This is a genomic window from Bacillus sp. GW821-FHT01G09, assembly GCF_059422205.1.
Genome location: NZ_JBWKWL010000002.1, coordinates 601852 through 623804, shown reverse-complemented (window position 1 = coordinate 623804; position 21953 = coordinate 601852). Strand labels below are relative to the sequence as shown.

23 protein-coding genes are annotated in these 21953 nt (G+C 43.7%); 4 read left to right on the top strand and 19 right to left on the bottom strand.

Annotated elements, in window-relative coordinates; genetic code table 11:
• Positions 1-783, bottom strand: coding sequence for a patatin family protein (locus tag AC07VD_RS08700; RefSeq protein WP_003232221.1), 783 nt, complete (start codon positions 781-783; stop codon positions 1-3).
• A gap of 180 nt (positions 784-963) precedes the next feature.
• Between AC07VD_RS08700 and spoVV the strand changes: the two genes are divergently transcribed.
• On the top strand, positions 964-2190 hold the full coding sequence (spoVV, locus tag AC07VD_RS08695) for a dipicolinic acid transporter SpoVV (RefSeq protein WP_015252149.1): 1227 nt from the start codon (positions 964-966) through the stop codon (positions 2188-2190).
• Positions 2191-2200: 10 nt separating this feature from the next.
• Here the strand turns inward: spoVV and coaD are convergent, their stop codons facing one another.
• The 8 genes from coaD to AC07VD_RS08655 all read right to left on the bottom strand — a co-directional run bounded on the left by coaD (position 2201) and on the right by AC07VD_RS08655 (position 6915).
• Positions 2201-2686 carry a pantetheine-phosphate adenylyltransferase gene (gene coaD / locus AC07VD_RS08690; protein ID WP_003245283.1) on the bottom strand — a complete coding sequence of 162 codons (486 nt, stop codon included), beginning with the start codon at positions 2684-2686 and terminating at the stop codon, positions 2201-2203.
• A gap of 4 nt (positions 2687-2690) precedes the next feature.
• Positions 2691-3245: a 16S rRNA (guanine(966)-N(2))-methyltransferase RsmD gene (rsmD, locus tag AC07VD_RS08685; protein WP_024573210.1), complete on the bottom strand. Its 555-nt coding sequence runs from the start codon at positions 3243-3245 to the stop codon at positions 2691-2693.
• A gap of 322 nt (positions 3246-3567) precedes the next feature.
• Entirely contained in the window at positions 3568-3840 is a 273-nt protein-coding gene (locus tag AC07VD_RS08680; protein WP_009967171.1) for a YlbG family protein, read from the bottom strand.
• A 54-nt stretch (positions 3841-3894) separates the two neighbouring features.
• Positions 3895-4344 carry a regulatory iron-sulfur-containing complex subunit RicF gene (gene ricF / locus AC07VD_RS08675; protein WP_003221370.1) on the bottom strand — a complete coding sequence of 150 codons (450 nt, stop codon included), beginning with the start codon at positions 4342-4344 and terminating at the stop codon, positions 3895-3897.
• A 115-nt stretch (positions 4345-4459) separates the two neighbouring features.
• A complete protein-coding gene (locus AC07VD_RS08670) occupies positions 4460-4699 on the bottom strand; it encodes a YlbE-like family protein (protein ID WP_124059825.1) in 240 nt (79 codons plus the stop codon).
• A 15-nt stretch (positions 4700-4714) separates the two neighbouring features.
• A complete protein-coding gene (locus AC07VD_RS08665; protein ID WP_014476725.1) occupies positions 4715-5113 on the bottom strand; it encodes a YlbD family protein in 399 nt (132 codons plus the stop codon).
• 231 nt (positions 5114-5344) lie between these two features.
• Positions 5345-6385 (bottom strand): CAP domain-containing protein, encoded by a 1041-nt coding sequence (locus tag AC07VD_RS08660; protein WP_015483195.1) that lies wholly within the window; start codon positions 6383-6385, stop codon positions 5345-5347.
• An 83-nt stretch (positions 6386-6468) separates the two neighbouring features.
• On the bottom strand, positions 6469-6915 hold the full coding sequence (locus tag AC07VD_RS08655) for a CBS domain-containing protein (RefSeq protein WP_003221362.1): 447 nt from the start codon (positions 6913-6915) through the stop codon (positions 6469-6471).
• A gap of 139 nt (positions 6916-7054) precedes the next feature.
• Between AC07VD_RS08655 and AC07VD_RS08650 the strand changes: the two genes are divergently transcribed.
• Positions 7055-7417 (top strand): YugN family protein, encoded by a 363-nt coding sequence (locus AC07VD_RS08650; RefSeq protein WP_003232238.1) that lies wholly within the window; start codon positions 7055-7057, stop codon positions 7415-7417.
• Between the two features lie 31 nt (positions 7418-7448).
• On the opposite strand, the gene ctaG is transcribed toward AC07VD_RS08650, so the two are convergent.
• From ctaG to cyoE, 6 genes are all read right to left on the bottom strand, one after another.
• Positions 7449-8342, bottom strand: a complete 894-nt coding sequence (gene ctaG / locus AC07VD_RS08645; protein WP_024573214.1) for a cytochrome c oxidase assembly factor CtaG — start codon at positions 8340-8342, stop codon at positions 7449-7451.
• A 26-nt stretch (positions 8343-8368) separates the two neighbouring features.
• Positions 8369-8701, bottom strand: a complete 333-nt coding sequence (gene ctaF, locus AC07VD_RS08640) for a cytochrome c oxidase subunit IVB (RefSeq protein WP_003232242.1) — start codon at positions 8699-8701, stop codon at positions 8369-8371.
• A gap of 2 nt (positions 8702-8703) precedes the next feature.
• Positions 8704-9327, bottom strand: coding sequence for a cytochrome c oxidase subunit III (gene ctaE, locus AC07VD_RS08635; RefSeq protein ID WP_003232244.1), 624 nt, complete (start codon positions 9325-9327; stop codon positions 8704-8706).
• A complete protein-coding gene (gene ctaD / locus AC07VD_RS08630; protein ID WP_003232245.1) occupies positions 9327-11195 on the bottom strand; it encodes a cytochrome c oxidase subunit I in 1869 nt (622 codons plus the stop codon). Before ctaD ends, ctaE begins: the two co-directional genes overlap by 1 nt.
• A gap of 32 nt (positions 11196-11227) precedes the next feature.
• Positions 11228-12298, bottom strand: a complete 1071-nt coding sequence (gene coxB / locus AC07VD_RS08625) for a cytochrome c oxidase subunit II (RefSeq protein ID WP_014663859.1) — start codon at positions 12296-12298, stop codon at positions 11228-11230.
• A 239-nt stretch (positions 12299-12537) separates the two neighbouring features.
• Positions 12538-13455 carry a heme o synthase gene (cyoE, locus tag AC07VD_RS08620; RefSeq protein WP_003232250.1) on the bottom strand — a complete coding sequence of 306 codons (918 nt, stop codon included), beginning with the start codon at positions 13453-13455 and terminating at the stop codon, positions 12538-12540.
• A 354-nt stretch (positions 13456-13809) separates the two neighbouring features.
• Here cyoE and ctaA point away from each other — a divergent pair, with 354 nt between their 5' ends.
• Positions 13810-14730 carry a heme A synthase CtaA gene (ctaA, locus tag AC07VD_RS08615; RefSeq protein WP_003232254.1) on the top strand — a complete coding sequence of 307 codons (921 nt, stop codon included), beginning with the start codon at positions 13810-13812 and terminating at the stop codon, positions 14728-14730.
• Positions 14731-15115: 385 nt separating this feature from the next.
• Here the strand turns inward: ctaA and pyc are convergent, their stop codons facing one another.
• From pyc to glsA, 4 genes are all read right to left on the bottom strand, one after another.
• Entirely contained in the window at positions 15116-18562 is a 3447-nt protein-coding gene (pyc, locus tag AC07VD_RS08610) for a pyruvate carboxylase (protein WP_024573206.1), read from the bottom strand.
• A gap of 74 nt (positions 18563-18636) precedes the next feature.
• Positions 18637-19848, bottom strand: a complete 1212-nt coding sequence (gene ftsW / locus AC07VD_RS08605; RefSeq protein WP_494721695.1) for a cell division protein FtsW — start codon at positions 19846-19848, stop codon at positions 18637-18639.
• Between the two features lie 205 nt (positions 19849-20053).
• Positions 20054-20335 (bottom strand): Fpa/YlaN family protein, encoded by a 282-nt coding sequence (locus AC07VD_RS08600; RefSeq protein ID WP_003245286.1) that lies wholly within the window; start codon positions 20333-20335, stop codon positions 20054-20056.
• Positions 20336-20432: 97 nt separating this feature from the next.
• Positions 20433-21362: a glutaminase A gene (gene glsA, locus AC07VD_RS08595; RefSeq protein ID WP_003245206.1), complete on the bottom strand. Its 930-nt coding sequence runs from the start codon at positions 21360-21362 to the stop codon at positions 20433-20435.
• Between the two features lie 102 nt (positions 21363-21464).
• On the opposite strand from glsA, the gene AC07VD_RS08590 reads away from it, so the two are divergent.
• Positions 21465-21950, top strand: a complete 486-nt coding sequence (locus tag AC07VD_RS08590) for a peptidyl-prolyl cis-trans isomerase (protein WP_336804971.1) — start codon at positions 21465-21467, stop codon at positions 21948-21950.
• The last annotated feature ends 3 nt before the right edge of the window (positions 21951-21953 follow it).

Genomic DNA, 21953 nt, shown 5'->3' with positions numbered 1-21953 from the left:
TTATGAGCCCTCCCAATTCTCTATTTCTTTTCTTATCTTGCTGATCATTCGGTTTGTCGCCTCTTCGCCTGCCGATATCATTTCTTCAATATTGGCAAACGAGCTTGAGCTGTATGTTTCAAGGGAAGGGCGAATCATGATATCTGCGGCAATTGTTTGATGCCGCACTAATTCATTTTGCAGTATATCCATACTTTGCATAATCACATCAAAAATATGCACTGCTGTTTCAGTTTTTCGAACCCTGGAAACATCCGAAGCGATGATAATATCAGCTCCCATGTCTTTCACAACAGAAACCGGAATTCGATCGACGACCGCGCCGTCTACAAGAAGGCGTCCGTCCAGCCGCTGCGGAATAAAGATACCCGGGATGCTGATGCTGGCCCTCACTGCATCTGACACTGATCCTTTTCGGAACACAATCTTTTCTCCCGTCTGTAGATCACACGCAACAATGCCCAGCGGGATTTGGAGCTCTTCAATCGGTTTTCCGAATGTATAAGCATGCACAAGCTGTCTGACGCGGTCACCTTTTAAAAAACCGAGCTTCGGCACCGTATAATCAGCATAAAGCCTTCGTTTAAAGGCTTTGGCTACTTTTTTCATCGTTGCCACGTCATGTCCGGCGGCATAAAAACTGCCCACCAAAGCGCCCATGCTGCTTCCTGCAATCATATCCACTTCAATTTGGTGCTTATGTAAACTGGAAAGCACACCGAGATGAGCAAGCCCTCTGGCCCCTCCCGATCCTAACGCTAACCCGATTTTAGGTTTGGCCAAAGCGTTAACCTCCTGCCTGAATTCCCTGTATACCGAATTCTATGGTCTAAACTGAACCCCTATGCTCGTATATTAGTACAAAGAATCAAGAGGACAGGTACTGCTTGGCCGTTTTACATCATACATTATTTTATCATGATATACATGTCATTGGGCATTTTTAGCATCGGGGAGGTAAGAATGAACTTGTCGAAGATTAATACACTTTTGATTGCCTCGTTTTTTCTTTTTTTAACAGCGACTGTCATCTCACATCCACAGGCCTCATTCGAAGCCTCTAAAACCGGGCTGTCTATGTGGTGGGAGGTTGTGTTTCCGTCATTGCTGCCATTTTTTATTCTGTCTGAACTCTTAATCGGCTTTGGCATTGTGCGATTTGTCGGTGTTTTGCTTGAGCCTTTTATGCGGCCGATCTTTCGCGTGCCGGGTGTCGGCGGCTTCGTTCTTGCTATGGGAATGGCATCAGGAAACCCAGCAGGAGCAAAACTCACTGCCCGTCTGCGGCAGGAAAATCAGATTTCAAGAGTAGAGGCAGAACGGCTCGCGTCGTTTACCAATTCTTCAAACCCGCTCTTTATTTTCGGCGCTGTTGCCGTCGGTTTCTTTCAAAACGCGTCACTAGGCATTTTATTAGCTTCTGCACACTATTTGGGGAATCTGGCTGTCGGTTTAACAATGCGTTCCTATGGCCGCAAGGAAGAGCAGCATCTCAGAAGAAAGAAAACGATACCTTTCCCTTCAGTCAAAGATGCTTTACACGCTCTTCATACCGCCAGACTTGCAGAAAAACGGCCCTTGGGTAAAATTTTAGGCGACGCCGTAACGTCTTCTGTTCAAACGCTTCTTATGGTAGGCGGCTTTATTATTTTATTTTCTGTCTTCAATCGGCTGTTGTCAGTGGTCCAGCTGACTGATGTTTTGTCTGTTTTCACAAAAGGAGCACTGACTTTGTTTCAGCTTCCGACTCAATTGGACATTCCGCTTTTATCAGGGATGTTTGAAATTACATTAGGCAGCAAGCTTGTCAGCGAGACAGATGTTTCTCTTCTGCAAAAAGCCATTATCGTCAGCTTTATTCTCGGGTTTAGCGGCTTTTCCGTACAAGCTCAGGTGGCAGGTATTTTATCGGAAACCGACATTAGATTTAAACCATTCTTTATCGCACGTTTGCTGCAGGGCGTTTATGCCGCTGTCTTCGTCATGCTTTTATGGAAACCTCTTTACACGGCATGGCATGATCCGTATCAGTATGTATTTAAATCTCTTAACAGCAGTGACATGCCAACTGCCTTTATAAACGGCTGGAATCTGCTTGTGCAGATCGGACCTGCTGTCACACTATGCGCGCTGTTTACGTACATTATCATTTTTTCTTACAGACTGACAAACGGAACAAAAAAAGGATGAGTCAAAACCCTCATCCTTGTCTGAATTTTTGCTGAAGCGCCAGCTCTACTTCCGGCGGTACAAACTCTGATACCGAGCCGTTGTATCTCGCCACTTCTTTTACGATGCTTGAACTTAGAAATGAATATTGATTGTTTGTCATCATAAAAAACGTCTCAATAGATTCATCAAGCACCCGGTTTACTGATGTCCCCTGCATCTCGTATTCAAAATCAGATACAGCTCTCAAGCCTCTTAAAATGGCTTTCGCATTTTTTCTTTTTGCATAATCAATTAACAGGCCTTGCGATGTTTCAACTGTTATGTTCGGAATGTCTTTTGTCACTTCTCTCAGAAGCTCACACCGTTCTTCCACACTGAACAAAGGCTTTTTTGAAGAATTATTCAGCACACATACATACACTTGTTCAAAAATATGCGCCCCGCGTTTGATGATGTCCAGATGCCCGTAGGTCACCGGATCAAAACTGCCGGGACAGACAGCTATACTCGCCACCTCACTACCCCCTCTTTTTATAAATCGCCACACCTGTTAACCCATAGGTTTCTTTTCTTGTCATCACAAGATCTCCTACGGTTTCGGGAAGCTCGACCTCTCTGTCATGCTCAGCGACGATAAAGCCGTCTTCTTCCAGCATTTGATATTCATCAATCATCGTTAAAAGTGCTTTCAGCTTTTGTTCCTTATACGGCGGATCGAGAAAAATTCCGCGAAAGCCGGTTTCTCTTTTAGCAGCAGCGTGCAAAGCACGTTCCGCATCATTGCGGTATACCTGTGCTTGTTTTGTAAGCTCCAGCGTTTTCAAATTAGATTTTACCGTTTGAATCGCTTTAAAATCACGGTCAACGAATATACAATGCTCAAACCCGCGTGAAAGCGCTTCGATTCCAAGACCTCCGCTCCCTGCGAATAAGTCAAGTCCCCTGCCCCCGTCAAAATAAGGGCCGATCATATTGAAAATGGATTCCTTCACTTTGTCGGTTGTCGGTCTTGTTGATGTTCCGGGTACAGCCTTTAGTGAACGGCCTTTTTTTGATCCAGAAATTACTCTCATGTTCCACACCACTTTTTCTAAAAGCTATTTTGTTTCTTTATTCGGCCGGACGCCGCTATGTACATAGAAAAAAATCAATCCTATCTTAACATAAAGCATTCTTCCAAACAATGAACGCTAATCTTGATAAATAGGTGTATAGGCAGCATGATCCTTGTCCATACTATAAGCAACAGCATCTAGAGGATGTTGTTGCCAACCGCGGAGAAGACTTACGTTTCCCCATAAGTTCTTCCTCCGGTTTCTCCTCTCCCTTTGCCTTCTCCTTAACATATTAAGGAATAGAAGGACCCCGCAGATGCCTGCGGGGATTTTTTTATAGCTATATGCCGATTTTATAATCGTATTCTTTTGCCTTATCAAGCTTTGACTCGAATTCCAATTTTAAAAACGGTTTATAAGAAGGCTCCACTTTTTTCACAAATGAGTAGGACGCAATCTTGTCCATTGTTTTTTCAATTTGGTCCATATCACAGTACAGTACGACATATTTTAATCGTTTTGATACATAGTGCACATTCCCGAACTTCCTCAGCATTTTGCTTTGCTTCAGGGAGTGCAGATACACAACCATGCCCTGGCGCCTATTCTCCAATACAATCACCTGCCTGTTTTCTCTTATATGTAAAAGACGAGACGGCCAGTCTCGTCAGGACACTTTACATCCGCAGCTTCCGCCTGAACCGCAGCCGCCTCCGCATGAAGACAAACCGTCAAAATAAGGGTTCCCAGTCGGAACTTTCACATGCTCCGAAACAGCTGTCCCAATCTCGACGCTGACCTCATCAAGAATGGACTGGAGCTCATTTTCAGCTCTCTTGAAGTCAGCCACCTTGTCGTTCAGGTCCAGCTCACGTTTGATCTCCCTCATTTTCCGGGATATTTCTCTATAGTCAGGATGATATTTGCCAAAACGCTGTACATCCTCATACTGCTCTTTTATTTTGATAAAAGAACGAATAATCCGACCTGCCTCTTCATCTTCCTGGAGACGCTTGTAACAATTGCGGTAGTTCTCAGCCGTCTCCGACTGCAGAATCATCTCGGCAAGCTGCTGAGCTTCACTTTGAAGCCGCACGGATTCCATCGTCGCATACATAACATGCACCTCCAGTTGTTAGTTTACCATGAAACCAGCCAATTGGAAAATGCTTAACCGCAGCCGTATACAAAACCTTATGTCCTCATAAAAAAAGACCCTTTTTCGGGGCCTTTTAATCTTTTGTCCGCATCGCTTGAAACATTTGCATCATCATTTGCGCCATTTGAATCCCGTTCGTAAACTGATTCACCCGATGCGGAATGGTTTTTTCATAAAAATTCATCATTTCAAGCTGAAAGGAGGACAGATCATCCGGTTTTCTTGAAAGCCTGCGGTACCATATCGGCTGTTCTCTGATGAATCGTTTCCGTTCTTCGTTTCCTAAAATATATTCCTGAACCTCTTTGCGCATATGAGCTCCCCTTTTTTAATCCTTTCGAAAAGAAAAAGGATGCTGTCCAGAGCCTGGCTGAGAATGCTTCTGTCCGCTTCCGGAAAATGTATTAAGAAGGCTTTGCAACGATGAGATCGACTGGCTCATTTTATTGATTTGTTCGTTCATTTGATTGACATCCATCTTTTTCACCGCTGTCACCATTTTCGAGACAAAATCATTTTTTTGCGGTGTTTCAGGCACAGCTTCAGCAGCTTCTTCCGGTTCCCGATACGGATCCCAAATCGGATCGCTCTCCCCGAAGAGGACCCAATTTTCATATACGTCCTGCCAGCTTCTTTGTTCTTTGCGCACTTCTTTTATCAGCTTGGGATGCTTTTTGACGAATTGTTTAAAGTCATTGATTGAATGATTGGCATGTTGATTCGCCACAATCCTCACCCCCTCCGAAAATCGTTACCTACTACAATGTATCGTTTTGTCGGGCATTGTGTTCGCCTATATTCATTCCCAAATGAATTTTTAGCGATATCCCTATACACTGGTGAAAAAGCCTGACTGAAGGGATGGGAAACGGCCTTATCTGTAAGCTACCAGCACATTCATTCAGACCAGCTTGTATGGAAATAGAAAAAGCCGGGAACCATTCTTCCGCGGCTTTCATTACCATCGCTTAATAAAATTTTGGGTGTAATATTTCCGGTCTACTCCGACACCAAGATGCGTATAATCTGAATTCAGAAGCGCTTTTCGATGGCCTTCGCTATTCAGCCAGCCTTCTACAGCGGCCGGACCGTCCACATAATTGTATGCGATATTTTCTCCCGCTTGCTGAAAGTCAACATGCCCTTCTTCTAGGCGGTCTTTCAGCGAGCCGTATTTTTTAGAGACATGGGAGAAATAATTATTTTCCTTCATATCCTCACTATGTCCAAATGCCACTTCCGCCGTTGGCTGATCCCACTCAAGCTTCGCAAGTCCGTGTTTAACGCGTATGACATTCGTCAAATCAAGGATTTGCTTTTCGCTCGTTGTTTGGATCTTTTTCCATTTCTCATCTGAAACGGCTTTCGGTTTAATTAATTCCCCGCGGTACACTACCTCATAAGGTCTTTGTTTTACAAAGGTCTGCGCATCAAACGCCCTGATGCTGGATAGCTTCCCCTCAAATTTGTCCATATACAGCTGGACATACATCTTTCCTACCTTTACAGTCGGTCTTGTATTGATATCCTCTTCAGAAAATTCAAACCGATAGGAATTTCCTTTATACTCTACATTCACAAATGGTGCCACCTGGGTGGTCTTGAATACTTCGCCAGTTGATTCTCCAATTTTGAAAGGCTTGGCGTTAATATCATTCCCAGCCGCGAATAATGTGACCACTTTATTGTTCAATACCCCGATTTGGATATATTGATCCTTACCTTGATTGTATACCCACCAATCGTAATCATAAGCCGAAGGGTCAATACGTTCAGGTTCCCCGAGCTTTTTCGTTACTTCATCGGCGGGCTTGCCCATGAAGGACAATAACCCTGAAGTCGGCATATGTATTCGTTTGCCGCTTTGCGCTTCCTCATTCGACACCTGAGGCTCGCTGTCATTTGATTTCTTTTCAGGAACAGATCCATATTGAATAAACAGAACATAGGTTCCGCAGATAATCAAAAGGATAACCATTGCTCTCAATATATTTTTCAATCTATCACCCCCGTGGCGATTCACAATCTCTTGTTTACATCCCATTACAATACAGCCTATTTAACATGTCAAAGATTTATGTGTTAATGAAAAAAGCCTTCTTCTCTATTATCACCCTCGGAAATATCCGATAAGGCGCTGCCGGCACGTTCATTCGTTTGCTCAGATAAAGAAAGATCACCAAGCGTGACAATTCCAGTCAGTTTTTTATTTTTTGTAACTGGTATCCTTCTGAGCTGATGCGATGCCATCAAATGAAGAACCTCATCGACTGAAGCATCTTCCTCCACACTGACAGGTTTTTCGGTCATCGCGTCAGTGATTTTTTGCGAGTTCGGTTTTTTGATGGCGATTCCTCTTAATACGAGATCGCGGTCGGTTACGATGCCGACCAATGTTTCCCCGTCCTCATCAACTACCGGAATCGCTCCTACATTTGCGTCCTTCATCTTTACTGCAGCTTCATATACATTATCTAATACCGTGCAATATTGCAAGTCGGCTGTCATCAGATCTTTTATTTTTGTCATCCGTTTAACCTCCTTTAGTCTAGTGCTATTGTCGTCAAAATTTAATTTTTGCATACTTTCAAAAGAAGAAGATTCATTGAAAGTTTAACGCTTTCATACTATGATTGTCAGGAAAGGTAATTTTTATAAGGAGGGGTCAGTGTTGAAGTTTACTGAAAGCGGACTTGAAGGGGTTAAGGCTGAGCTCAGTTGGCTAGACGACTTAATGGAAAGCAAAGGTCTCATCAGAGCGGGTCAATGGGATTACGAGAGAGTCACCTATGACAAGAAGTTTTCGACGATTGAGGGTACGTTTTACCTGCGGATACAAGGTATTGCGGCAGAAGGCGATGTCGGAAGCGGGCGCGCCGTGATTCAATTAATGTCCCCTCTCCTAGGAAAGCATTACTACCCTCATGGAGTAGAATATGGAGAAACGGAAGAGTTTCCCGTACAGGTTGTGACAAAAAGCAAGGCACTGATTCAGGACATAGCCAACATGTTAAAAACAGTTCAAATGTAACGAAAAGGTACAGCATATTTCGCTGTACCTTTTATGATATCGTCTGCTGAATATACGGCGGCTCCTCCTGCCCGTCCTTTTCCCTTTCTTTCTTCACCCATTGGAAAAAAATAATGGCCAAAAAAGTACCGTACACAATTTCCTGAATGATTTTCATCATGACGGCTCCGAGCTGCTGATCCTCTAACAAAGGCAGTGTATTCAACATCTCTGGCCCTGTTAATGGGACCTGCCCCATCATATCCGCTGGCACACAAAGCCTCATTGCCTCAGCCCATACAGCCGGATCTGTATAGGTGGCGTATAACGGTGCACCGCTGAACATGATCAAGGCGCAAGCAGGTGTGAGCAGCATACCGTCCGCCATAATATAACCCAGCTTCATCAAGCCGCTGAGCTGCCGTAGACGCTCAACCTTATGAACAAGCGGCCACCACATGAAGAACGAAAGCACAAAGATAAGCCAAGTGATTAATGTATGGTAAAATGGATCCGTTTTGACAGTATCAAATATAAGCGGTACATGATATAAAGAAAAAATGCCGTTAAACAAAAGCAAAGCAATTAAAGGCGTCGAAAAAAAGGAAAAAACCGGTTTGATTGAAGGCCTGAAAATGATTTTTTCCCAGAGCCATGCAGGAATTCCCGCGATCAAAAGCGGCGGGACAACCAAATACAGGACGGCCATCTGCACCATATGCGCGCTGAACATAATATGTCCGAGCAGATCAACCGGGCTTCCCTCGGCTGCATATAAAAACAGCATCGCCGACAGAAAGCACACCATCTCTTTACCAGTTATTCGATTCGGCTTTGAAGACATTCGCCTGTAAAAATAGAGATAAAGCGCCGTAATGCCTAACAGGATACAAAAAAGATAAGGGCTCCACATCGCGCGAAACCCAAATATCTCCAACTGATTCATTTCTTCACCTCCGGCGGCTGTTCAAATTACCACCATATAATTGTCACAAACGCAAGCACAGTGATAAACGCGACAAACACCCCTGAATACAAAAACAGTGCCGGCGCCTCATGCCCTTTCTGATTCATATGCATGAAATAATACAGCTGAAAGATGACTTGAATTGCAGCTAGCAAAATAATGAAAGGAATCGTAAACCAGCTGCCGACACCGTCCGTGGCCACAGTCAGAAATGCAACAATCGTAAGACCGATCATTAAACCAAAAGACAGGACTTGATATTTCATCTCCCGGGCATGCTTTTTTTTCTTAAATTCAAGGTCGCTATTGATATGCCCTCTGCTTTTTTTATCGACCATGTTTATCCCACCATCCCCATTAAATATACAACGGTAAAGATGAAGACCCACACGACATCAATAAAGTGCCAATAAAGGCTGGCAACGTAAAACTTAGGCGCCGTATACAGGTTCAGCCCTCTCTTGGCATTGCGGATCATAAGCGTGCTGATCCACATAAGCCCAAATGCCACGTGGGCGCCGTGTGTACCGACAAGCGTGTAAAACGCAGAACCGAGGGCAGAGCTTGTGATGGTAAAGCCAAATTCATGGGTGTAATGCTTGAACTCATAGATTTCCAGTCCTAAAAAGCCCGCCCCCAATAAAATCGTAATTCCCAGCCAAAGCTGCATCTTGCCGAAGGAAAAGTTCTTCATGTGGTACATCGCGTACACACTCGTTAAACTGCTCGTTAATAGAAGCATTGTGGCAATGAATACAAGTGTCACATCGAACATTTCCGTCGTAGGCGGATCACCGGCATTTGAATTCCGGAGCGCAAGAAACGTGGCGAAGAGAGACGCAAACAGAACAGTCTCTCCGCCAAGAAAAAGCCAAAAGCCTAAAAATTTATTTTTCCCTTCCAAGGTTACTTTTTCAGGAGAAGCTGGAAAGGTTTCTGCGGTGAATTTTTCTTGAACTTGCATTATGCCTTCACCCCTTTATCATCGTTCGGCAGTTCCTCTTTATGAATATGATAGCCGTGATCATCAATTACTGAACGAAGCAGCATCGTAATAAATGTGATGCCGAGCCCGATAAAGATCACCGGCAGACCCCAAGCGTAATCACTTCTGTACAGCAGCCCGAACGCTGCGACAAAAAGGCCGAAGGAAATGATGAGCGGCAGGATTGAGCCGTTTGGCATATGAATATCATCAACCGGTTCCGCCGGCGTCATTGATTTGTGCCCTGCCTGCTTCTCGATCCAAAGCGGATCAAGTCCTCTGACAAAAGGAAGCTGTTTAAAGTTATACTCCGGCGGCGGTGAAGAAACGGTCCATTCCAGCGTACGTCCGTCATGCCATGGATCAGCACCTACATATTCACCTTTTACCGATGTCCATATGACATTGACCAGCAGAAGAATAACAGCTGCCGCCATAAAAAACGCCCCGATTGTACTGATCAAGTTGCCGGTTTCCAGACCCTGTCCTGGCAAAAACGTATAAACCCGGCGCGGCATCCCCATTAAGCCGACAAAATGCTGAATGAAAAACGTGAGGTGAAAGCCGATAAAAAACAATACAAATGAAATTTTCCCCATCGTTTCATGCAGAATTTTACCGAACATTTTCGGCCACCAGAAATGAACACCGGCTAAAAGGCCGAATACAACGCCGCCAATAATGACGTAGTGGAAGTGCGCAACCACAAAATACGTATCATGAAACTGATAATCAGCCGCAGCAGCTGCCAGCATGACTCCCGTCACACCGCCGAGCACAAAGGATGGAATAAATGAGACAGCATACAGCATAGCGGTTGTATACTTCACATTTCCTCCCCAAATCGTCAACAGCCAGTTAAAAATCTTAATCCCGGTCGGAATCGCGATAGCCATTGTTGCAACCGCAAAAATCGCATTTGCAATTGGGCCGAGACCAGTCGTGAACATGTGGTGCACCCAAACCATAAAGCCCAGAAAGCCGATGAGCACGATTGCAAAAACCATTGAAGAATAGCCAAACAAACGCTTTCTGGCGAACACAGGGATGACCTCAGAAAAAATACCGAATGCAGGCAAAATTAAGATATAAACCTCCGGGTGGCCGAAGATCCAAAATAAATGTTCCCAAATGACCGTATTTCCGCCAAGCTCCGGATTAAAGAAATTGGTTCCGAACAGCCGATCCAGCATCATGAGAGCCAATCCGACCGTAAGCGGCGGAAACGCAAACAAAATCAATGCCGAGGCCACAAATGTCGTCCATGTAAACAAAGGCAGCCTCATATACGTCATGCCCGGAGCCCTCATGTTGATAATCGTGGCCAAAAAGTTAATCCCGGCTATCAGCGTCCCGAGCCCCGATATTTGGAGTCCGAGGACGAAAAAGTCTATGCCGTGCCCTTTAGAATGAAGCGAAAGTGAGGCATATGACGTCCAGCCCGCATCTGGCGCTCCGCCCAAAAACCAGCTTAGATTTAAGAAAATGCCCCCGAAAAAGAAGAGCCAAAAACCAAGCGCGTTTAAAAATGGAAACGAAACGTCCCGAGCCCCGATCTGCAAAGGCACAACCGCATTCATCAAGGCAAATAAGAGCGGCATCGCAGCAAGAAAGATCATCGTCGTTCCGTGCATAGTCATTACTTCATTGTACGCTTGAGCACTGAGAAACGCATTTTCCGGCTTTGCAAGCTGAATTCTGATAAACATCGCTTCAATTCCCCCGACAAGAAAGAAGAATCCCCCTGCCACTAAATAAAGAATCGCGATTTTTTTATGGTCCACCGTCGTCAAATAATCCCAAAGCATAGATCCGCGCGTCCGCTTTTCTGTAAGCGCATTCAACATATGTGACCTCCCCCAATATCTCCCTTTCTTCCCTACTTGCTTTCCGCTTTTAAGCCTTTTAAGTATTCATAAAGCGCATCTGTTTCGCTGTCTGAGAGCTTTGGATATGTGCCTGTCATTTTGTTCCCCGGCTTTATGCTGTCAGGGTCCTTCAGCCAAGCCTTCACATTTTCTTTGTTGGCCTCTTTCACCCCTGCCACTTTTGTCCTTTCACCAAAGGTCGCCAAGTTAGGTGCCGTTCTAGCGGCTTCTGCACGCTTATCATTCGGCTCTACCGCATGGCAGCTCAGGCAGTTTTTCTCTTTAAACAGTTCTTCACCCTGCTTAGCCAAATCGCTCTCTGCTGTAGATTTATAGTTCTTCATTTCTTTTGTCCAGCCCTGAAATTCCTTTGCAGACATTGTCTTCACCTTAAAATCCATCAGCGCATGTGAAGGGCCGCAAAGCTCTGCACACTTCCCAAAAAACATATCTCCTGCCTCTTTGCTTCGTTTTGAATCAAATGTCAGGAAGAACTTATTTTCATTATCCGTATTCGTATCAAGTTTTCCTCCAACTGAAGGAATCCAGAAGGAATGTTTTACATCAGAGGCTTTTAAATTAAAATATACACGCTGATCTGTCGGTACAATCAGCTCCTGGCTTGTGATAATGCCGTAATCAGGGTACTCAAACTCCCACCAGTATAAATTTGCCCTAACATTGACTACAAGAGCATCCTCAGCTTTGCGGCCTTTTTTATCCATTGGTGATGTGTCCGCTAGCTCCAGCGTATATAATACAACAGGAATCACAAGAATAATGAGCAGCAAAATCGGGATCACGGTCCATGTGATTTCTAAAAATTTATTCCCCTCTACCTGTTTCGGTATCGTGTTCTCACCGACCCGTGATCTTCTGAATCTCACAATCACATAAAAGAAGATAACAGATACTACTGCAACAACAACCACCATAATCAATGTGCTGAGCACTGTCAGGTCATACTGTTTATCAGCCACCTCGCCAGCAGGCTTGAGCGTGGATAAAAAAGGTTTTCCACATCCGCTTAATAGAAGCGGCACTAAGGCTAATAATAAAATAAGACGCCAATGCTTTACCATTTCACCCAACCCCTTTTCTGGTCAATACAAAGGCGGAAAGCGGATCGAAATCTATCGCCATCCAACCTATCACCAATAAAGCACTTACATTTCCTCTTCTCTTAAATTATGAGTTTTTTTACTCAAAATGCCATCTATGTATAAAAGTAAAGCCGCCTGATTAAACAAGAGGTCAAGGCGGCATTTACTAGTTGTCATCGTTTATTTTGAAGCGATAAAACAAGCATCATATCTATCTTTTAGAAAAGCGTCAAGACAACCATGGCAACGAAATAGATTGTCATGTAGTTAAGCGAGTAAACGAACATCTGCGTTGCCCACTTCATGATATTCTTGGAGCGGAATCCCATTAAGCCAAGAATCAGCCAGCCGATATTTAACAGCAAGCCGAGAATGACAATTGGAAGACCCAGGCTACCAAGGAAAAACGGAAGCGGCATCAGGCATGCAACCCACACAATAATTTGTCTTTTTGTCACTTCAAATCCGTATACGACAGGAAGCATCGGAATATTTGCAGCTCTGTAATCCTCAGTTTTCTTAATAGCCAATGCTAAGAAGTGAGGAATCTGCCAAATAAATAAAATCATGAATAACACCCATGCTACGACACCGATATTCCCTTCCACTGCCGTCCATCCAATAAGCGGCGGCACTGCACCGGAAACGCTTCCTACTACTGTGTTAATCGTATAGCGGCGTTTCGTCCACATTGTGTACAATACAACATACGTAAAGACTCCGATAAAACCGATAACAGCAGCCATGACAGTTGTCATCAGCAGCATGATCAATCCTAAAGCAACCAGCAAAATTCCAGACCATAACGCCTGACTCGGCTGAATTTTACCCGTAACCGTCGGTCTTACTTTCGTACGCTCCATAAGATGGTCAATGTCCCGGTCATACCAGTTATTGATCGCGCAGGAGCCCGCAATAATCAGTGAAGACCCGATTAACGTAAGAAGAACGGTGTTTATATTGCCTAAAAAACTTAAACCGGATATATGCAGTGCAAGCCACATTCCAGTGAAAGTCGTGATGAGGTTAGAATTGACGATCCCTATTTTAATAAGGGACAGAAAATCTTTCCATGCCGTTGTTTCTTCAATTTGTCCGTCTATAGCTGTATCATTTAAGATTCTGGAGTTAGCCATAACGTAAACCTCCCTTACAAACCTAACGCAGGAGAATAAAATAACCTGCAACTCTATCATACAAGATAACATCTTGTAAAAAAACATCCTATTAAATATTAAACGACAAACAGGAATTTATTTGTGAACTTTTTATGAATTTTACCAAAGATGAAGGCAATCTCCAAATCGGCATTGCGTTTACCTTATTTCTATCAGACCCGGCATGAATAATCAAGTGTACATTTTCCAGAAGCCGTCATTCTATTATATTTTTGTGAACAAAAGGCTCTGGGAATTGCCACAAAACACATATTCGCTTACACTTGGAACGTATATAAAATTGCAGCAGTATGTTAAGAAGGTGAATATTGTATGAATAAAGCATTAAAAGCTCTCGGTGTTCTGACGACATTTGTCATGCTAATTGTTTTAATCGGGGGTGCCCTCGTTACAAAAACAGGTTCCGGCCAAGGATGCGGCAGACAGTGGCCGCTGTGTCACGGCCGTTTTTTCCCTGAACTGAATCCGGCTTCAATTATTGAATGGAGCCACCGATTCGCAAGCGGAATCTCTATTATCCTTGTGCTAAGCCTTGCGTTTTGGTCATGGAGAAAAATCACGCCGATTTTCCGTGAAACAACGTTTCTCGCGATCATGTCAATTATCTTTTTATTTCTTCAGGCATTGCTTGGCGCATTGGCTGTCGTATTCGGTTCGAACGCGCTGATTATGGCGCTTCACTTCGGCATCTCATTAATTTCTTTTGCTTCAGTGCTTATTTTGACATTGCTCATATTTGAAGCTGATAAATCAGTCAGAACACTGGTTAAGCCGCTTCAAATCGGCAAAAAGATGCAATTTCACATGATAGGAATTTTGATATATTCCTATATCGTTGTGTATACAGGCGCATATGTAAGACACACTGAATCAAGTCTGGCATGTCCTGATGTGCCGCTGTGCAGCCCGCTGAACAATGGACTTCCGACCCAATTCCATGAATGGGTGCAAATGGGCCACAGAGCAGCAGCCTTACTGTTATTTGTATGGATTATTGTTGCCGCTGTTCATGCTATTATCTCCTATAAAGATCAAAAACAGATCTTTTGGGGATGGATCTCATGTCTTATTTTCATTACATTACAGGCACTGTCCGGGATTATGATCGTATACTCTGAACTGGCTCTGGGCTTTGCACTTGCCCACTCGTTCTTTATTGCCTGTCTGTTTGGCGTTCTATGCTACTTCTTATTATTGATTGCTCGTTTCCGTTACGAATCTAGGCAATCATAAGGACTCAAGACCAAAGCCTTAGGCGGCTTTGGTCTTTTTTCATGTCTTGTTTTGGCGCTTTATTGTTTCAATGGCCAGCCTTCGCTGAACTTGATGATCAGTGAGCGGCTCACTTCGGTCTGTCCCCTTTCTCATCGTGATTATAGAAATTTCATATGCATCTATAGTCCGCGAACATAAGTATTAAAGCCTTTTGGCCATTGGAAAATCAGATAGTGCTTAAAGAAATATGCATGGACTACTACAAAGCATCTAATATTTTGGGCTTGTGACAGTACTCTATAATCTCTGAAGTCCCCTTATATCTCTTCTAACCATCTGTTTCACTCCACATTTTCTATAAAAAAACAAGAGTGTATATCATTGATATACACTCTTGTTTTTTTTATGCTTTTTCAATTTCGAGAAGCAGATCTCCCGTTTGGATCGGCTCGCCATTTTTCACATGAACCTGCTTGATTGTTCCTGAGAAAGGAGCCTGAACCGTTGTTTCCATTTTCATCGCTTCATTAATCATCAAATGATCACCTTTATTGACTTTTGTGCCTGCTTCAGCCAATACCTTAATAACGGTTCCAGGCATGGAAGCCGCGATGTGGCTTGGATTTGTCCGGTCTGCTTTCAGCCTTTCCTGAACGGAAGACTTAATGCTTTCATCTTTAATGACTACTTCACGCGGCTGCCCGTTCAGTTCGAAATAAACGACGCGAGTGGCGTCAGGCTGAGGCTCACCGATTGAAATCAGCTTAACGATCAGCGTTTTGCCGCGCTCAATTTCAACTTCTATCTCTTCACCTAATGTCATACCGTAGAAGAATGTCGGTGTATCTAATACCGAAATGTCTCCGTAGCTTTCTGTCGTTTTCACATAATCAGTGAAGACTTTAGGATAAAGGGCATACGCCACAGCATCCTGATCTGAAATTTCCAAGTTATGCTGCTCTTTAAATTCCTGTTTGACCGCTTCAAATGACACCGGCTCAAGCAGTTCGCCCGGTCTGACTGTAATCGGCTCCTGCCCTTTTAAGATCAGCTTTTGCAGTTTTTCCGGGAATCCGCCATGAGGCTGGCCGATATTTCCTTTGAAAAGCTCCACGACAGAATCAGGGAAATCTAAAGATTCGCCTTTTTCGTAAACGTCTTTTTCAGTCAGATTGTTTTGCACCATGTAGAGTGCCATATCTCCGACTACTTTTGAGGAAGGCGTTACCTTGACGATGTCACCGAACATATCGTTCACGCGTCTGTACATTTCCTTGACTTCGTTCCAGCGGTCGCCAAGGCCTACTCCCTTGGCTTGCTGCTGCAGGTTGCTGTATTGGCCCCCTGGCATTTCGTGCTCATAAATTTCAGTATGCGGAGACTTCATTCCGCTTTCAAATTCACTATAATATTTACGCACCGACTCCCAATATTGGGACAGCAATTCAACGCCTTGGACATTCATTTCCGGACGGCGGTCGTTGCCTTCCATCGCATGATAAAATCCGCTCGCGCTAGGCTGTGACGTTAATCCCGCCATTGAGCTGACCGCCACGTCTATGATATCAACGCCGGCTTCAACAGCTTTCGCATACATATAAATACCGTTTCCGCTCGTATCATGCGTATGAAGGTGAACCGGAATGTCGATCGTTTCTTTCAACGCAGAAACAAGTTCATATGCAGCCTGCGGTTTTAACAGCCCTGCCATATCTTTAATCCCGAGAATATGGGCTCCGGCCGCCTCAAGCTCCTTCGCCATCGATGTATAATAAGCAAGATCGTACTTCGTCCGGTTCTTGTCAAGGATATCTCCCGTATAACAAATCGCAGCTTCTGCCACTTTGCCGGTATCCCGAACGGCATCAATGGCTAACGTCATCCCTTTTACCCAGTTTAAGCTGTCGAAAATACGAAACACATCAATACCGGATTGAGCTGATTGCTTCACAAATTCTTTAATCACATTGTCCGGATAATTCGTATAGCCGACCGCATTTGATGAGCGAAGCAGCATCTGGAATAAGGTATTCGGCACTTCTTTGCGAAGATCTTCCAAACGCTTCCACGGATCTTCTTTCAGGAATCGGTAGGCTACATCGAAGGTCGCGCCTCCCCACATTTCCATACTGAATAGTTCAGGCCATAACGCAGCCGTCGGATTTGCGATTTTTTTCAAATCATGCGATCTGATTCTAGTTGCCAATAACGATTGGTGGGCATCCCTGAATGTCGTATCAGTTAAAAGGACAGATTTCTGCTCCTTAACCCAATTTGCAAGCCCTTCTGCACCTTTTTCATCGAGAATTTGCTTTGTTCCTTTGGCAGGCTGCTGATCAACGTCTACCTTTACGCTTAACGGTTTGTCAAACGCCGGTTTTTCTTTTTTCCCGATTCCGGGGAAGCCGTTTACTGTCACATTGCCGATGTAAGTGAGCATTTTCGTTCCGCGGTCTTTTTGTTTAGGGAAATTAAATAATTCAGGCGTTGTATCAATGAAAGACGTATCATATTGCCCTGTCAGGAACTTCTCATGTTTTGCAACGTTCTCAAGGAACGGAATGTTCGTTTTTATGCCTCTGATTCTGAACTCCTGAAGGTTTCGCACCATTTTGGCAGCTGCCTGTTCAAACGTTAAAGCCCAAGTTGAAAGCTTAACGAGAAGTGAATCATAGTATGGTGTGATCACGGCGCCCTGGAAACTGTTTCCGGTATCAAGACGGACACCAAAACCGCCGCCTGAGCGGTAAGCCATGATTTTTCCTGTATCAGGCATGAAATCATTTTGCGGATCCTCAGTCGTAACCCGTGACTGAATGGCATAGCCGATTGTAAAAATGTCCTTTTGCTCAGGAATATTTACTTTTTTGCTGTGAAGGCTGTGCCCTTGGGCAACAAGGATCTGAGTTTGAACAATATCGACACCAGTAATCATTTCTGTTATCGTGTGTTCAACTTGTACGCGAGGATTTACTTCAATAAAGTAGAACTCGTTGTTTGCAACAAGGAATTCGACCGTCCCCGCATTTATATAGTTTACATTTTTGGCAAGCGCAACTGCCGCCTCACAAATTTGGTCCCTTAATTCAGGTGACAGCGAGACACTCGGCGCCACTTCAATGACCTTTTGATGGCGTCTTTGAACGGAACAATCCCTCTCAAAAAGATGGACGACATTTCCCTGCTTGTCTCCAATGACCTGAACCTCAATATGTTTTGGATTCTCAATTAATTTTTCTACATAAACTTCATCATTGCCAAAGGCTGCTTTCGCCTCTGATTTAGCACGCTCATATGCTTCTTTGACTTCACTTTCAGATCTGACAATCCGCATACCGCGGCCGCCGCCGCCAAGCGAGGCTTTAATGATGATCGGATAACCGTTAGCTTGTCCAAATTGTTCGACGGCTTCAAGCGTTTCGGCAGGACCATCGCTTCCCGGAATCACGGGGATTCCCGCTTTTTCTGCCTGCTCACGCGCTTTTACCTTGTCACCAAACATATCGAGATGCTCGGATTTTGGCCCTATGAATACGATGCCTTCTTCTTCACATCGTCTCGCAAAATGAATATTTTCAGATAAGAAACCGTATCCCGGATGAATTGCATCGACTTTGTTTCTTTTCGCAATATCAATGATACCTTCAATATCCAGGTAAGCATCAATCGGTTTTTTCCCTTCACCGACCAAGTATGCTTCATCCGCTTTATACCGATGGTAGGAACCGGAATCTTCTTTTGAATAGACCGCAACTGTACGAATATTCAACTCGGTACACGCCCGGAATATTCGGATTGCAATTTCTCCCCTGTTTGCTACTAATACTTTTTGTATCGATTGCTGAGACAAACTTTTCTCCCCCTTACCCGAATGGAATATAATCTATCATAGCGGAATATCCTTCCCCTGTACACACTTGTTTTTTACTGATAAACAGTTTTTTTGAGCTGTTTCTTTTTCATTCCCTTCGGCGCCAAGGGCTCTCTCTTTTTCTTATTCTCTGAATATTTCACAAACATGCTGATATTCGCTAATATCCCCATACTTGCCAGCAGCAGCACTAAAGAAGAGCCCCCGTAACTGATAAATGGCAGCGTAACCCCTGTAATCGGAATTAATCCGCTGACACCGCCAAGGTTAATAAACGACTGGATGGCAATCATGCTTGAAATGCCGATCGCCAGAAGACTTCCAAACGGGTCCTCGCATTTTCTGGCAATATAAAAACCTTTTATGACGACAAAACCCAATAAGAAAATCACAAACAATACCCCAAAAATGCCGAGCTCTTCAGCAATGACAGCCATAATAAAGTCAGTGTGTGATTCAGGCAGATATCCGTATTTTTGGATACTTTCACCGAGCCCCAGGCCGAAAATGCCGCCTGAGCTGATCGCATAATAAGAATTGATCACTTGCAAACCTGATGAATTTGCATACTTAAATGGGTCTTCAAGACTCTCAAAACGCGCCAAACGGCCTTCAGTTAAAATTTTGTCTTGATTCAAATAGATAATCGGGCTGACTAAAATGAAAACAATTCCTCCCAGTATTACAAGCCTCATCAGCGTCTTTCCGCTGAAACCGGAGCACAAGATCATGCACGTCGCAATTAACCCTATAATCATGGCTGTACCGAAATCTGGCTGCATGGCAATTAACCCGCAAATTATAAGCGTCATGACTACCGGAGGGGCTACTCCCGTTAACAGATGGTCGATATAACTTTGTTTTTTTGCATATACGGCTGCAAGGTATAAAATCACGACCAGTTTCACAAACTCCCCCGGCTGAATACTCATTCCGCCGATTTTAAACCAGCTTTGCGCGTTTCCGGCAACATGCCCGAATACAAACAGTGAGATAAGCGCAAGAACAGATACAAGCAGTATCCCCTTCTGAAACCTTTGATGGGCCAGTGCTTTATAAGGAAACAACGCCATGAGAATAAATAGAGCGCCACCCGCAATTAAAGCAAACAGCTGCCGCATGAAGAAAAAATTACTGCTTACTCCATACCGGGAGACAGCCGTAATCATGCTTGAGCTGTATACCATCACTAAACCGAATCCGCATAATAAAACGATTGCGAATATCAGTGAGTAATCATAAGATTTTAGCATTTTTTTTAACATAACATCCTCTTCCCTGCTTCTAACTTCCATTATCTATGGTTTTTATGTATTTATCTTTTTTATTTTACTACAATTTATCAAACGAGACGAAGAATCTCTATACGATTCGGAAGGAATGTGTAAAAAAAGACCGTCTTTTATGAGATGAGAGAAAAATAGCGGTTATAAAAAAACCCAAACTGTTAATAAGTTTGAGTTTTATCATTTATTTAGCTGTAAACGCGTCATGTAAAGCAGACAATTCGCGTTCCAATGTGTATAAAAGGTCTTTACCGTCTTTTTCATCAACCAATCCCAGGCGGACAGCAAAATCGATTTCCCTCGAAAGCCCGAACATTTGAGTATCTAAAACCTCTTCATATAGAGGACATTGAGGCATCGTTAAGTTATCCATTTGTACTCGGATCAGCTTCAAAATCTTCTCAGCGTCCACTTTTAAGAGTTCAAAAGCTTTTTGCCGATGGTCAACTATCATCTCTGAAGCCAAAAGTATCCCTCCGTTCCCCAGGCGAGTACCTAATTCTTCTATTTATCATAAAGGGTATCAACAGAAAATGCAAGAGGATTTAAGCATATGACATAAATTAAAAAATACTCAGCCTGTACATCTCAGACATTATTTCCAAAAGCTTTACACCTGCAATGCTGTTCCCTTTTTCGTCTAATGCGGGGCCGAATATGCCGATCCCGAAATCGTAAGGCGAAATGCCCATTATCCCGCCGGATACGCCGCTTTTCGCAGGAATTCCGACCTTAATTGCGAATTCCCCGCTTGCATTGTACATTCCGCACGTCACCATAAACGTTTTGCAAATTCTAGCGACATCTTTTGAGATGACTTGCTCCCCAGTCTCTGGATGTCTGCCGTTCAATGCAAATACAGATCCGATTTTCGCTAAATCCAAGCTGTTCATCTCAATCGCGCATTGCTTCGTGTATAAATCCATTACTGCCTCTACATCATCTTCAAAAATGCCGTACTGCTTCATATAATAACACATTGCCCGATTAATCATTGAAGTACTGTATTCAGATTCAGCCACTTCCCGGCAGTATGTAATCTCTTGGTTGTTTGTCAGCCTTCTGATAAAAGAAAGCAAATAATCAAGTCTCTCTTTCACCGTTCTTCCTCTTATCAGACTTGTCACTACCAATGCCCCGGCATTAATCATAGGGTTTAACGGCTTGCTCGGATTCACTGTTTCGAGCTTGATAATTGAATTAAACGGATCACCGGTCGGCTCCTGTCCAACATAACTGAAGACCTTATCTTTGCCGTATTCCATTAACACCAAAGCAAGGGAAAGGACTTTCGATATACTTTGAAGCGTAAATGTTTTTTCTACGTCACCTGCTGACAGACAAACATTATTGGAATAATAAATCGCCACTGACAGGTCGTGTTTATCAGCTTTTGCCAAGGCGGGAATATAGCTGGCTACCTCCCCCTTGTCCGTTACTTTTTTCGCCTTTTTCACTAAGGCTTCAAGCTCATCATTATGCTGACATACCATGCAAACACCCTCGTTCCCTCAGCATTTCAATACACATAATTTGTACACAAAGTGACAATTCATGCGAAAACTTTTATAATTTTGAGAGAAGGGGGTCATATCATGAGCGTTATCCAAGTAAAAGGCAATGTTACATATCCAATTACCATTGATCCAAGCGTATGGATTTTTGATGATCGCAAATTTTCGTTTGACCGCAAAGGGGTCAGTCAAGACACATATTTACAACCAGCCGGGGATGAATCCGACCTTGATCCGGAACGCGTCATCAGAGAGGGGCGAATTGCGCCGCCTACATTAAAGACGGAAAAACAATATGAGAAGCAAAAACTGATGAACGGCAGTTTCGCAATGAGACTTGGGACTGTCCTGAAAAATGCTGAGCCGAACAGCTCTGCGACACAATGTGTATTTGTCACAAGTTCGGGAAAGGCCGCCGTTTCTCTGGAAACCGCTCTGAACAGTATTGTCCATTTCAGTGAGGCAGGCAAGCCGATTCAAGAAGGCGGCCCCGTGCATATTTACTTTGAAGATCCAATTCATCACAAACAGCCGATTACCGATGTAAAAGAGATCGAAATCATTTAAACG